Source organism: Lutibacter sp. HS1-25, from assembly GCF_004121075.1.
In the GTDB taxonomy this organism is placed as follows: domain Bacteria; phylum Bacteroidota; class Bacteroidia; order Flavobacteriales; family Flavobacteriaceae; genus Lutibacter.
This window is the reverse complement of sequence record NZ_RHLN01000149.1, coordinates 60,464-75,025: the sequence shown is the minus strand read 5'-3', so window position 1 is coordinate 75,025 and position 14,562 is coordinate 60,464. Positions and strand designations below refer to the sequence as shown.

The following is a 14,562-nucleotide window of genomic DNA, read 5'->3' as shown; positions in this document are numbered from 1 at the left end:
AATTTTTCTAATTATTTTTTAATTTCATGATAATTTGATTCCTGAAAATTTTTCCAATTCCCAAAAATAAACCAACAAAAGTCCACACAACTAAAATCATACCTCTTTTAGGTTTCGATTTTTCAATAGGAACAGCCACTGGCTTTAAAACAGTAAATACAGGTGTATCTTCAGTTACTTGAATGTACTGCGCCTCTAATTGCTTCGCCAATTCTAAATAGACACCGTATATTAAATTGTATTCATCTTGCAACATTTCTGTTGAAGTTTTTGCAATAGCTTTTGTAATATTTTGATTACGGTCTCTATTGTTGGCTAGTTCTTTTTGGATGTTTTTGAATTTATCTTCTACTTCAACATAGCGAGATTTGATGAAAGATAATTGTTCTTTTGATTTTTGGATTTTAAAATCAATCACATACTCTTGTAATAATTGCTGCACTCTCAATGTTAATTCAGCTGCTGCTAAAGCTTCAGGCATAGCTGAAGAAATTGTAACATATCCATCATCTTCATTTACTTGTAATCGTATTTGATCAGTTAATATTTTAATGAGTTTGTCTTCTTTCTTAGAAATAGTAACCACATTGCTATCTTTTTCTGCTCCATTCAACACAATATCTTTTGGTTTTCCTTTGATAGCTCCAATAATCAACCCAGGCAAACCAATAGTGTATTTTTTTAAATAACCAAATAATCCAGGACTATATATCTCTGTATAATACTTAGCAAAAGTTACTTTTTCTTTTTCGCCATCAATGGTTAAAGGAGTTTGTAGTAATTCTTTTTGAAATGGGATACTATTCAATATTTGAGGATATAAACTTGGTGAAATACCAGAATCACTGCTCATTCCACCTAAATTGATACCGGCCATAGCTGCCAACCCTCCCAAACTTCCTCCAATTTTACCTTCTCCCGTTTGTGAAACAAAAGTAGTTGAGGCTGTATATTCTTTTTCTGAGAATATAGCTACAAATAACCCAATTGCCATAAATATTAAGGTTGTTTTTAGTACCGTTTTACGACCGTTCCATAGGGTTTTTGCTAAAGCGATTAAATCAATCTCATCGTCTTCAACCTCTGGTTTTGAAATTTTATTTTGTTGCGTCATTTTTTGTCATTTAGTGATCAGGGATGAGGAAACAGGGATGAATTTAGTAAGCGGGGATCAGGTAATATCACTTACCTCAGATCACTTATCTCAGATCACTCATCACTTCTCCTTCATCACTACCATACGTTGTTTTAATGTTTTAATTAATGTTATTAACATTTTTCTTATTTCAATTATATTTTCTTCTAATGAATGCTCTACATAATTTAATTTATGTGCGATTATAATTTGTGTTTCTAATTCTGATAATGAACCCAAAGAAATATATAAAAACCGAACATAATCTTTTGTTGAGTTTCTAGCTGCACCTTCAGCTATATTAGAAGGTATAGAAACTGATGATCTTCTCATTTGTGAAATTAATCCAAATTTCTCATCGCTTGGAAAATTCGAAGTCAACTTATAAATTTCAAAAACGAAATCCATAGCCTTTTGCCAAACAATTAAATCTTTATGCGTTTTCATCACTATTTTTTAATTCTTATAAAAAACTCATCACCCTTCACTCATCACCCTTCACTATTTCCTGATGCCTGCTCACTCATCACTCATCACTCATCACTCACCACTGATTCCTGCTCCCTAACTTAAAAACTACTAATTAACAATCCTAAGGTTGATAAAGCTGTAGTTATTGCCAAAACTTCAGTAATTGAGACTTTTGATCTTTCTCCTTTATTAGGCACTACCACCATTGCTCCTGGCGCTAATTTTGGGTGTGTTTTAAAAAATAAAAAACTGGTTGTTGCTTTGATATCTCCATTGGCGTAAATTACATAAGATCTGCTTTTTTTAGCACGCAAGCCATAACCTCCTGAGAAATTTACATAGTCTTTTAAAGAATTCTTTTTGTCATAACGAATTAATGATGGTGACAATACTTCTCCTCTAACAGTAACTGTTTGTTTTTCTGACGGAATTGTTAACTTATCTCCTTCTTCTAATATTAAATCGTACTTAGAGCCCTTACCACCTTGTGTCATAATTTTTGTAAGGTTCAAACCAATCTTAATTTCCTTTTCCAAAACTTCAGCTTGATTTAATGAATCTTTTGTTGTTAGCTGATCTAATAAGGTTACTTGCGATTGCTCTATAGCTTCGCCTACTTTTCTAGACAAGTAAGCGCCCTCTATAAAAGCATAAGGCGATAAACCTCCTGCCTTATCAATTAAATCAGAAACGCGTTCGCTTTTGTTTGTTATAGCATAATCTCCTGGATAGGTAACTTCACCTGTAACACTCACATTCTCTTGAATTGTATGACCTTTTAAATACCTAACTGATACAATATCAAAAGGTTCTAAATAAAAATCGTTGTTATCTTCAATCAATAAATTGTTTGTTGTTGAACGCTGTATTGATTTACTAATAGTTGCATAATCATCATCATTTACACGTCTAAAAATATCTATAACTGATGCATCGGCTCCTTCTTTAAAACCACCAGACATTGCAATTAAATCTTCTAAATGCATATGCTCCATAAACACAACTGTTTGTGGCTTGTTTACGGCACCATTAATAGATACTGTATATTTTTCTTTTAAACTTTCTGTGCTAAAAATTTGAATGCTATCTTCTCTTTTTAATAAAACATTTTCATTACTTGATAGTACTTCTTTTACTGAAAACGAAACCAATTCCTGATTGATATCATCAATAGTTCTATAAATAATTCCACGGTCTAAAAAAGCATTTTCTTTAACACCTGCTGCTTTTTTTAATAAGTCTAACAAGGTAATTCCATCTTTTAACTCGTAAGTACCCGGTCTATAAACAGCACCACCAATTTGCACTCTATTTTGAAATCTATCAACAATTGCTCCTACTGTTAAAACATCTCCATCTTTCAATAAAAAATCAGGTTGTTGTTTAAAATCAATTTCACTTACGGTTCTTTCCGAACCATTTACACGTTCAACCAAAATTAAATTCTGATAAGCATCAGAGGTAAATCCACTAAAAAACGAAGTTAATTTTGAAATGGTTTCGCCATCTTTCATTTCATACAAACCAGGGCGTTTTACATTGCCTTTAACTTCAACAATGTTTGCATATGGTTTTACAATAATGATATCCTGATCACGCAATAAAACATTCCCTTCTTCAGAGCCATTGATTAAATAATTATAAATGTCAAAATCTTTTAAATGTTTGCCATTTCTAATAATTTGTATGCTTCTAAAAGTACCATTTTCAGTAGGTCCACCAGCAGCATATAAAGCATTTAATACCGATGATAATCCGCTTAATGAATAAGTTCCTGGCGCTTTAACTTCACCTATAATGTTTACCTGAACCGTACGAACGTTGATTAGTGAAACATCGGCATATACTTTATTGTAACTATCATTTGAAGCACCTATACCACTGTAAATTTTTTGCAAATATGAAATGATTTTTTCTTTTGCTTTATCAATAGAAAGACCACTTATATAAATAGGCCCAATACTTTCAATTCTAATAGCGCCTTCGCGATTAACTTGTTTGATGTAATTGTTTTCTGCAGCTCCCCAAATATCAATCAACAATTCATCACCTGGGCCAACCACGTATGAAGTAGGTGTTGCCATGTTTAAATTTGGTGTGAATGAAATATTTGGATTGCTAAAAAAATCGTATCCAAACAGTGGACTTTTTGTAATTGTATCTGTTTTTTTTCCAACCAGCCCAAATTTATCTATGTTTGAAATGTCACCGGCATCTGAAGTTTGAACATTGTTTGAAGAATCTTCAAAACGCAAAGTACTTATACGTTGCTTTAATTTTGAAATTTGACTTGCAGGCACTCCTTTTGCCTTTGCCATTACTTCTAATTGATTTAATGTATAACCTTCTGATTTGGCTTTATTCCAGTATGTTGCAATTTGCTCATCAGACAATTCATCAATATTGATGTTTGCCATTTGTGCCTGACTAATATTTTGTGCTATTGTTAATTGCGTAGTAAAAATAAAGATGAGCATTAGCAATGCCCTCATCAAATATTTCATAGTTATGTTTGTGTTAGTTTTAAGTATGCAAATATAGTTTTTTTCTGCGTACTAATATTATGTTAAAATGCCCCTCTATAAACGTAGACTTTGATAAAAAATTGTGTAAATATCAAACACCTATTGAGCCTTGGCATTTAAACTACACTTTTCTAATTCAACAAATCTGAACCTTCTTTTTCTAACCTGCTATAAATATCTTTTACTTCCTGTGATTGTTCTTTTTGCAATATTAAATTGGCAGTAGGTGTTGCAACAAATATGGTGTTTTTTAGACCTAAAAATGCTGTAAATGTACTTGTGCCAATTACCATATTTCCAAATTCATCAACTTGGTAACCTTTTGAAATTAAATATTCATAAACAGATTCAAAAGAACCTAAATCGGACCAAAGAAATTGTGTTGGAACTACTTTTATTTTATCACTCTTTTCCATTACAGCATAGTCAATACTAATACTTGGAATTTCCATTGATAAATCAAAATCTAATTTTCCTTGCTCATTGTTTTCCCACGCTTTTTTAGATTTTTCATAAACCAATGGCGTGTACTTTTTCAATTCTTCAATAAAAACACTTGCCTTAAAACAAAACATACCACTATTCCATAAAAAATTACCTTTTGAAATAAAGTCTTTTGCCGTCTCTGTGTTTGGTTTTTCACGAAATGAAATCACATCGTCATTTTGATATTCAATATAACCATAACCTGTTTCTGGCTTAGTTGGTACAATTCCAAAAGTTACTATTGCCCCTTTTTTAGCTTTTTCAACAGCACTTAAAATGGCTTTTTTATACTGATCATCACCTTCAATTACTTGATCTGATGGCGTTACAATTAAAATATCGTCAGGATTTGATGCTAGCGCTGCAAAAGCAATTGCCGCTGCTGTATTTCTTGGAGTAGATTCTACTATGTCAATATAATCTTTCCCAGCTTTTTCCATAACTTTACGACTCAAATGACAATTGTCTTTATTACCAACAACCATTATCTGATCTGTAAGATCTTGATTACGCTCAACCGCCATTTGAAATAACGATTTATTTTCAAAAATCTCCAAATATTGCTTTGGTTGACTTTTACGTGAAAGTGGCCACAAGCGACTTCCTATTCCTCCAGTTAATATTACATTTATAATTTTACTCATATTTTCTTTTTATTGACTTTGACCCTGACCTTGACGAAGACTTAGTCATAGTTTTGGTCTTTATTTTATCTTCAATTTTGCTTCCTTCACTTTGACTTTGACGAAGACTTGGTTTTAGTCATAGTCTTAGTTTTAGTCATAGTTTTGGTCTTTATTTTATCTTCAATTTTGCTTCCTTCACTTTGACTTTGACGAAGACTTCATTTAAGTTTTGGTTTTGGTTTTAGTCTTAGTTTTAGTTTTAGTTTCAATCTTGCTTCTTTTTACTTTGACTTTGACGAAGACTTGGTTTTAGTCATAGTTTTGGTCTTTATTTCATCTTCAATTCTGCTTCTTTCACTTTGACTTTGACGAAGACTTGATTTTAATCATAGTCTTAGTTTTGGTCTTAGTTTTCAATTCTTTTTTTTACTAAACTTTTTCTCAATCCACTAATTCTTTTCTGTAAACTAATCAATTCTTGAATTATTGTATTTAACTCATTTTGGTTTATGTATTTTCTTTTTTCGGCTATTATTAATTGGGTTTCTAACTCATATGCAGAGCCTAAACTAAAATCTAAAAACCTTGCAAAATCTTTACCTGTATTTCTACCCGCTCCTTCTGCAATATTTGAAGGTATTGAAACAGCTGATCTAGTGATTTGAGACGACAACGAAAATTGCTCTTTTACAGGAAACCTATCTACAAGAATATATGTTTTATCAACAATATCCATCGCATCAATCCAAATATCATAATCTCTAAAATTTCTCATAGCATTTGTAATTACTTTGACGAAGTCATAGTCTTAGTCTTAGTTTTGGTCTTAGTCATAGTCTTAGTTTTAATCAATATATACCTCTAACAATTCTGCACTTCCTTTTATTTCAACTTCATTTACAATAGCAGGAATTAAAATTGTTTCACCCTTAACAAATTCGGTTATATTTGTTCCAATAGTTATACTTCCACTGCCTTCAACACACATATAAACTACAAACGAATCACATTTAGAAAGTTCTTTTTTGAAGTTTCCTTTTATATTTAACTTATTGGTTGTAAAATATTCACAAGTCACCAAATTTTCAGCTTGATTTGATTTATTTTGATACGAAATTTTTTCAATTTGTGTTTTTGAAAAATCAAAAGCATCTAAGGCCAAATCGGTATGTAATTCTCTGGAGATACCATTATCATCTGTTCTGTTCCAATCAAAAATACGATAAGTTAAATCAGATGTTTGTTGAATTTCGGCAATTAAAACACCTTTTCCAATGGCGTGAACTGTACCTGTTTCAATAAAAAAAACATCTCCTTTTGCAACCTCCACATCATTCACCATTTCTAAAATTTCACCGTTATTAAATTTAGAAAGATATTGATCTTTGGTGTATTGTTTATCAAAACCAACATATAGTTTAGATTGCTTATCGGCATCAACCACATACCACATTTCGGTTTTCCCAAAAGAATTGTGTCGTTTTTGAGCCAATTCATCGTTGGGATGTAACTGAATAGACAAGTCGTCATTTGCATCAATAAACTTAAATAATAACGGAAAAGTGTTTCCGAATTTTTTATAAACAGCTGAACCAACCAAATCTTCTTTAAAATCTTCAATAAGATTTTTTAGCAATGTGCCTTTTAAAGCCCCATTACTAACAACCGAAATATCTCCGTTAACACCTGAAAGCTCCCAACTTTCACCAACATTATTTGAAAAACAATTTTTGTGAAGTACGTTTTTTAACTTTTCGCCTCCCCAAATTTTTTCTTTTAAAACTGGAGAAAATTTAATAGGATAAGGATTTTTCATTTTAGCTATTTTCATCTTAAGCAATTGAACGCAAGTTAGTGTTTTTTTATTTTTTTACGATTACAATCCTTTAAATTTACGAATACGTTTAATCTTATCAAAAATAACAACGAAGACTTTTAGCTATTTTAAAATAACTTTCAGTCTTCGTTAAAATTTTATTATTGCTTGGCTCACTACTTTTCAAATGGGTGGCTTGCCAATGGTTTTTTTATAAATGGATGGTAATTTCCTTGAGCGCCAACAGGTGTTGCATGACGCACATTGTGCACAATTTCAATTGCCTGACGCGGGGCTTCTAATCCGTAACCGTTTCCTTTTAAAATTTCTTCATAAGAAACTGTGTGTAAATCTGTAAATCCTCCACTAAATTCTAACTCTTCACCTTCAATAGTAATTGAACGATATGTAGATTGACCTTTTGCTTTTATTTCATCAGGAAGTACATCAAAATTGATTGACAAAAACCAACGAACACGAGCTTTTTCAAATTCCAAATAACCTGCAGAACGATCGTGCGTATTGATATGCACCACATTTTGTTTTAAATCGCCAAAAATCCACGACAACATATCAAAAAAATGGACACCAATGTTGGTTGCAATTCCACCTGATTTTGAAACATCTCCTTTCCAAGAAGTATAATACCAATGCCCGCGAGAAGTTAAATACGTTAAATCTACATCGTACATTTTATCTTTTGGTCCGTTTTCAATTTTTTGTTTAAGCGCAATAATACTTGGATGCACTCTTAACTGCAAAATATTGTAAATTTTATGCCCCGTCTCGGCTTCAATTTTAGACAAAGCATCTATATTCCAAGGATTTAGCACCAAAGGTTTTTCACAAATGGCATCAGCACCTTGACGCAAAGCAAAACGAATATGCGCATCATGCAAATAATTTGGCGTACAAATACTTACATAATCTAATTGCTTATTTTGTTCAAATTTTAATTTTGAAATATGGCGATCAAATCGCTCAAATTCTGTAAAAAAGTCAGCATTTGGAAAATAGCTATCTATAATTCCAACACTGTCAAATTTATCAAGAGCCGCAACCAAATTATTTTTGGTTTCTTTAATGGCTTTCATATGACGCGGAGCAATGTAACCACTTGCTCCAATTAATGCGAAGTTTTTCATTCTAATTTTTTCCTATTTGATAATATTCAAAACCTTTTTCTTTTAAGTTGAAGGCGTTGTATTGATTTCTACCATCAAAAATAATGGCGTTATTTAATAATTTACTTATTTCATCAAAATCTGGAGAGCGAAATTCTTTCCATTCTGTTAATAAAATCATTGCATCTGCATTTTCTAAAGCTTTGTATTTTGAATTTACATAGGTAATATTTTCAATTCCTTTTAAATAAAACTCTTCAGCCTCTTCAATAGCTTTTGGATCGTATGCCTGAATTTTAGCACCGCGTTTTACCAACTCTTTAATAACATAAATTGCTGGAGCTTCGCGCATATCATCGGTTCCTGGTTTAAAAGCCAATCCCCAAATACCAAATGTTTTTCCTTTTAAATCTTCTCCAAATTTATTGATAACTTTTGTTGAAATAACAAATTTTTGTGCATCGTTTACTTCTTCAACCGATGTAATTAATTTTGCATCATAATTGTATTCTTCAGCAATTTTCTTTAAAGCTTTTACATCTTTAGGAAAACATGAACCGCCATAACCACAACCAGGATAAATAAAACTATAACCAATACGAGCATCAGAACCAATACCTATACGAACCATATTGGCATCTGCACCTACTTTTTCGCAAATATTGGCAATCTCATTCATAAACGAAATTTTAGTTGCCAACATGGCATTTGCAGCATATTTTGTCATTTCAGCAGAACGAATATCCATCGTAATAATACAATCGTGTACCATACAAAATGGTGCATATAATTGTTTCATTTTATCAAACGCATAATTACTTTCAGCTCCAATAACAACACGATCAGGCTTCATAAAATCATTAATCGCAGCACCTTCTTTTAAAAATTCAGGATTAGAAACAACATCAAATTCAATAGATGCACCTCTTTGATCCAATGCTTTTTTAATGGTTGCTTTTACTTTATCTGCAGTACCCACTGGCACGGTAGATTTATCTACAACCACCAATCTGTTTTGCATTGTTTCTCCAATTCCTTTGGCAACAGAAAGCACGTATTGTAAATCTGCGGAACCATCATCGCCCATAGGAGTTCCAACGGCAATAAATACAATTGCAGCATCGTTAATAACCTCGCTTAAATTGGTTGAAAAAAACAAATTTTGATCTGCAACATTTTTCAATACCATTTGCTCTAAACCTGGTTCGTAAATTGGAATGATGCCTTGTTTTAATTTCTCAATTTTATTCACATCAATATCAACACAAGTAACTTGATTACCCATTTCTGCAAAACAAGTTCCTGAAACCAAACCAACATATCCTGTTCCTATTACAACTACTTTCATATTCTTTTTCTTTTATTTATATCTTAATTTTATTTTGAATGCCTATACTTATTTATTTAAAGTTTGCCGTGAACTTTACATTTTAAAACACCTTTCACATCGTAAATAACACCATTATTATTTAAATATTTACTTAAATCAATGGTTAAAAATTGACTATGAGCAACGGTTAAAATAATACCATCAAACTTTTGATTTGGTAAATTTTGAAGCGTTTCTATTCCGTATTCTTTTTTTACTTCGGAAGGATTTGCCCAAGGATCATAAACCGTCACCTGATTTCCAAATTCATTTAAATGCTGAATAACATCTACAACTCTGGTGTTTCTAACATCGGGACAGTTTTCTTTAAAAGTAATTCCCAATACCAAAACCTTTGCATCTTTTACCTGAATATCATTTTTTACAAACAACTTTATAACTTCTGCAGCAACATGTTGCCCCATACTATCATTCATTCTTCTTCCTGCCAAAATAATTTCGGGATGGTAACCAACTTCTTGCGCCTTTTGCGCCAAATAATAAGGATCTACACCAATACAATGACCACCTACCAAACCTGGCTTAAAAGGTAAAAAATTCCATTTTGTACCAGCAGCTTCCAAAACTGCCTGCGTATCAATATTTAATAAATTAAATATTTTAGACAATTCGTTTACAAAAGCAATGTTGATATCACGTTGCGAATTTTCAATTACTTTAGCTGCTTCAGCCACTTTTATATTAGATGCCAAAAACGTACCTGCAGTAATTACCGAAGCGTATAAATTATTTACTTTTTGACCAATTTCTGGTGTTGATCCAGAAGTTACTTTTAATATTTTTTCAACAGTATGCTCTTTATCACCTGGATTGATTCTTTCAGGTGAATAACCAACATAAAAATCTTTATTGAATTTTAGTCCTGATTTTTTTTCTAAAACTGGCACACAAACTTCTTCGGTTGCACCAGGATAAACAGTAGATTCGTAAATAACAATGTCGTTTTGTTTTAAAACTTTAGCTACAGTTTCACTGGCTTTAATTAAAGGTGTTAAATCGGGCTTGTTATTTTTATCAACTGGCGTTGGAACAGTAACTATATAATAATTACAATTAGAAATATCCTGAATATTAGCTGTACAAAACAATCCGTTTTGATCACTTGGAGTACTAACCAATACATCTTGAAGTACATGGTTTTCAATTTCCAACGTACTATCAATACCTTTATTTAATTCGGCAATTCTATTTTTATGAATATCAAATCCAACAACTGAAAATTTGGTTGCAAACAAACGAGCCAATGGCAAGCCTACATATCCCAATCCAATTATTGCAATTTTAATTTTTTCTTTCATTTATTTTTTTACTTTGATGAAGACTTTGACTTTGACTTTGACTTTGACTTTGACTAAAACTTTGACTATGATTAAAACTTTGACCTTGACTATGACTTTGACTAAGACTTTTTTTTAGTTTTATTCAACATTTTGGTCTTGGATCTTCCGACTTTAGCTAATTATCGCTTTGACTGCGCTGTGCAACCAGCAAGTTTTTAAACTTTAGACATTATTTTTTATACTTGTCTAAATACCACTGAACGGTTTTTAAGATTCCTGTTTCAAAATTTTCATCGGCTTTCCAACCTAATTTTTGTTCAATTTTAGTGGCATCAATGGCATATCTAAAATCGTGACCTGCTCTGTCTTCAACATAAGTAATTAAATCTTTATAACTTTTGTTTTCAAGAGGCGCTAATTTATCTAAAAGTTCACAAATTTTATTTGCAATGTAATTGTTATTGCGCTCATTTTTTCCACCTATATTGTAAACTTCACCAGCAATACCTTTATGAAAAGCAATATCAATTCCTTTACAATGATCTAACACATACAACCAATCTCTAATGTTTTTTCCATCACCATAAATTGGGATATTTTCACCAGAAAGTGCTTTTCTAATTACAGTTGGAATCAATTTTTCGTCGTGTTGTTTTGGCCCGTAGTTATTTGAACAATTGGTAATTACCGTATTCATTCCGTAAGTATGGTGGTAACTTCTAACAATTAAATCGCTACTAGCTTTTGAAGCACTGTATGGCGAATTTGGCGCATACGGAGTTTCTTCAGTAAACAAACCTGTTTCTCCCAATGTTCCATAAACCTCATCAGTTGAAACATGTAAAAAACGGCTATTTTCAAAACCAGCTTTAAAAACAAATGGTTTTTCCATCCAGTATTTATAAGCAACATCAATTAAAGTAAATGTTCCTTTTACATTGGTTTCAATAAAAACATCTGGGTTGCTAATAGAATTATCAACGTGAGATTCAGCAGCTAAATGAATAACATCCTGAATATAATAATGTTGAAAAATTCGTTGGATTAAACTTCTATCACAAATATTTCCATGAACAAATGTGAAATTTTTAGCATTTTTTACAGACTTTAAATTCTCTAAATCGCCTGCATAGGTTAACGCGTCTATAACAACAATTTTATAATTGGGATAAGTCGTTATCAAATGCTCTGCCATATTAGCTCCTATAAATCCTGCAGCTCCTGTTACTAAAATTGATTTCATATTATCTTTTTTTCATTAAATCATTAATTCAAACTATAAATTAAAAGTGTGTAAAATATTTAATTGTTATTAAAATTTCAAATTACCAACTTTTAATTTATGCTTATACATATTTATTACATTTTCCAAACCTAGATACAATGATTCGGCAATCAAAGCGTGTCCAATAGAAACTTCCAACAAATTTGGAATGTTTTCAGCAAAAAACTGAATATTATCCAAACTTAAATCGTGACCAGCATTGATACCCAAACCCAATTGAGTAGCTAAGATAGCACTTTCTGTATAAGGTTTAACAGCTAATTTATTTCCTAAAGCATATTGTGTTGCAAATTCTTCAGTATACAATTCAATTCTATCTGCACCTGTATTGGCTGCTGCCTCAATCATTTTTAAATTTGGATCAACAAAAACAGAGGTTCTAATTCCTTTTGATTTAAATTCTGAAATGACTTCTTTTAAAAAATCTTTATGCTTAATGGTATCCCAACCTGCATTAGATGTGACCGCATTTATGCCGTCTGGCACTAAAGTAACCTGAGTTGGACAAATTTCCAAGACCATTTCAGTAAATTTATCAATCGGATTTCCTTCAATATTAAACTCGGTAATAACTGTTTTTTTTAAATCGTAAGCATCCTGATAACGAATATGGCGTTCATCAGGCCTTGGGTGAATGGTAATTCCTTCGGCTCCAAATCGCTCAATATCAGCAGATACATTTACAACATTAGGAAAATCACCACCTCTAGAATTGCGTAAAGTTGCTATTTTATTAACATTTACACTTAATTTTGTCATTGTCAATGTTTTTTTATTTTTATTGAACGACAAATTTACGAACAAAGAATATGTTTTTGGTTTTATTTTTGATTAATTTGTAGAACAATTACAAACCTAATGGAAACTACCCCATACATATTAAAAGAATACAGTCCTTTTTTGCTTGAAACTACTATTGAAGAAATAAAATTATTTTTTCATGAAACCTCTTTTAGCCATTTTCCGGTAGTTGAAAATAAAAAATTGATTGGAATAATTTCAAAAACAACCATTGAAGAGATTGAACAAGACGATAAAGAAATTGGTTATTTACAATACGCTTTAAGTTATTTTAATGTTGAAGAAAACGTTAATATATTAACATTATTAACCATTTTTAGCGCTAACAATACCAATATAGTTCCGGTAACTGATCTTGAACAAAATTATATTGGATATTTTGAATTAACAGATATTTTACATTTAATTACTGAAACACCTTTTTTAAAAACCGAAGGTATTGCATTGAGTATAGAAAAAGAAATTGACAAATTTTCGTTTAGCGAAGTTTGTCAAATTGTTGAATCTAATAAAGGAAAAATTTACGGGCTTTTTATTTCAGAAAGCACGCCTGCAATAGTAAAAATAACCTTAAAATTTAGCGCTCAAAATGTAAACGAAATTTTACAGTCATTTAGACGCTACAACTATTTAATTACTTCAAAACACAAAGAAGATTTTTATTTAGAAGATTTACAAGAACGTTCAAATTACTTGCAAAAATATTTAAACATCTAAGTATGAAAGTTGCTATTTACGGTCAATATTACAAAACTGAAGATACTTTATATGTAAAAGAATTGTTACAGGTTTTAAAACAAAACAACATTGAATTTGTTGTTGAAAAAAACTACAGCAAAGGTTTAATTAAACATATAGATATAGACAATTTAAACACATTTTTAACCTACAAAGAACTTAACAATTCTTTTGATTTTATGTTTACTGTAGGTGGAGACGGCACCATTTTACGTGCAGTTACTTTTATACGAAACTCAAAAATACCAATTATAGGTATTAATACAGGTCGATTGGGGTTTTTAGCAACCATACAAAAAGATCAAATTGCGCTTGCTGTTGAAAAACTATTAAACAAAGAATATTTGGTAAAAAAACACAGTTTACTAAGCGTAACAACCTCACCAGAAATTGAAAGTTTATCTTCGTTAAATTTTGCTTTAAATGAAGTTACTGTAAGTAGAAAAAATACGCCATCTATGATAACCATAGAGACTTATTTAAATGATGAATTTTTAACATCGTATTGGGCAGACGGGTTGATAATTGCAACCCCAACTGGCTCTACAGGCTACTCATTAAGTTGTGGCGGCCCTATTATTACACCACAAGCAAAAAGTTTTGTACTTACACCCATTGCCCCGCATAATTTAAATGCACGCCCATTGGTAATACCCGATGATACAGAAATTAAATTTAAAGTAAGTGGTAGAGAAGATGATTATTTTTTAACTTTAGACTCGCGTATAACAACCATCCAAAAAGGCACATTAATTTCGGTAAAAAAATCGACTTTTAATTTAAAAATGGTTGAAATCAATCAGCAAACATTTATTAAAACACTTCGAGAAAAACTACTTTGGGGACAAGATACCCGAAATTAATTTTGAGTAATTTTTATTTCAA

At 31.3% G+C, this 14,562-nt stretch carries 13 protein-coding genes; 2 read left to right on the top strand and 11 right to left on the bottom strand.

Translation table 11 applies throughout. The features are described from left to right. Window positions 1-7 precede the first annotated feature (7 nt). From EC396_RS14960 to EC396_RS14910, 11 genes are all read right to left on the bottom strand, one after another. Window positions 8-1,114, bottom strand: a complete 1,107-nt coding sequence (locus EC396_RS14960) for a Wzz/FepE/Etk N-terminal domain-containing protein (RefSeq protein ID WP_129367539.1) — start codon at window positions 1,112-1,114, stop codon at window positions 8-10. 102 nt (window positions 1,115-1,216) lie between these two features. Beyond that, window positions 1,217-1,582: a four helix bundle protein gene (locus EC396_RS14955; RefSeq protein ID WP_129367537.1), complete on the bottom strand. Its 366-nt coding sequence runs from the start codon at window positions 1,580-1,582 to the stop codon at window positions 1,217-1,219. A 122-nt stretch (window positions 1,583-1,704) separates the two neighbouring features. Next, window positions 1,705-4,110, bottom strand: a complete 2,406-nt coding sequence (locus EC396_RS14950; protein ID WP_129367535.1) for an SLBB domain-containing protein — start codon at window positions 4,108-4,110, stop codon at window positions 1,705-1,707. A gap of 152 nt (window positions 4,111-4,262) precedes the next feature. Continuing rightward, on the bottom strand, window positions 4,263-5,261 hold the full coding sequence (locus tag EC396_RS14945) for a mannose-1-phosphate guanylyltransferase (protein ID WP_129367533.1): 999 nt from the start codon (window positions 5,259-5,261) through the stop codon (window positions 4,263-4,265). 388 nt (window positions 5,262-5,649) lie between these two features. Next, the gene (locus EC396_RS14940; protein WP_129367531.1) at window positions 5,650-6,018 is read right to left on the bottom strand and encodes a four helix bundle protein; all 369 of its coding nucleotides are present in this window, start codon (window positions 6,016-6,018) and stop codon (window positions 5,650-5,652) included. Window positions 6,019-6,087: 69 nt separating this feature from the next. After that, window positions 6,088-7,059, bottom strand: a complete 972-nt coding sequence (locus tag EC396_RS14935; RefSeq protein ID WP_129367594.1) for a type I phosphomannose isomerase catalytic subunit — start codon at window positions 7,057-7,059, stop codon at window positions 6,088-6,090. 176 nt (window positions 7,060-7,235) lie between these two features. Next, window positions 7,236-8,204 (bottom strand): Gfo/Idh/MocA family protein, encoded by a 969-nt coding sequence (locus EC396_RS14930; protein ID WP_129367529.1) that lies wholly within the window; start codon window positions 8,202-8,204, stop codon window positions 7,236-7,238. A gap of 1 nt (window position 8,205) precedes the next feature. After that, window positions 8,206-9,531 carry a UDP-glucose/GDP-mannose dehydrogenase family protein gene (locus EC396_RS14925; RefSeq protein ID WP_129367527.1) on the bottom strand — a complete coding sequence of 442 codons (1,326 nt, stop codon included), beginning with the start codon at window positions 9,529-9,531 and terminating at the stop codon, window positions 8,206-8,208. A gap of 56 nt (window positions 9,532-9,587) precedes the next feature. Then, window positions 9,588-10,871 carry a nucleotide sugar dehydrogenase gene (locus EC396_RS14920; protein ID WP_129367525.1) on the bottom strand — a complete coding sequence of 428 codons (1,284 nt, stop codon included), beginning with the start codon at window positions 10,869-10,871 and terminating at the stop codon, window positions 9,588-9,590. A gap of 211 nt (window positions 10,872-11,082) precedes the next feature. After that, window positions 11,083-12,096 carry a dTDP-glucose 4,6-dehydratase gene (gene rfbB / locus EC396_RS14915; protein ID WP_129367523.1) on the bottom strand — a complete coding sequence of 338 codons (1,014 nt, stop codon included), beginning with the start codon at window positions 12,094-12,096 and terminating at the stop codon, window positions 11,083-11,085. Between the two features lie 69 nt (window positions 12,097-12,165). Continuing rightward, on the bottom strand, window positions 12,166-12,897 hold the full coding sequence (locus tag EC396_RS14910) for a pyridoxine 5'-phosphate synthase (protein ID WP_129367521.1): 732 nt from the start codon (window positions 12,895-12,897) through the stop codon (window positions 12,166-12,168). Window positions 12,898-12,996: 99 nt separating this feature from the next. Here EC396_RS14910 and EC396_RS14905 point away from each other — a divergent pair, with 99 nt between their 5' ends. Together EC396_RS14905 and EC396_RS14900 are read left to right on the top strand one after the other, a co-directional pair. Further along, on the top strand, window positions 12,997-13,656 hold the full coding sequence (locus EC396_RS14905; protein WP_129367519.1) for a CBS domain-containing protein: 660 nt from the start codon (window positions 12,997-12,999) through the stop codon (window positions 13,654-13,656). Between the two features lie 2 nt (window positions 13,657-13,658). Beyond that, window positions 13,659-14,540 (top strand): NAD kinase, encoded by an 882-nt coding sequence (locus EC396_RS14900; protein ID WP_129367518.1) that lies wholly within the window; start codon window positions 13,659-13,661, stop codon window positions 14,538-14,540. Window positions 14,541-14,562: the final 22 nt, after the last annotated feature.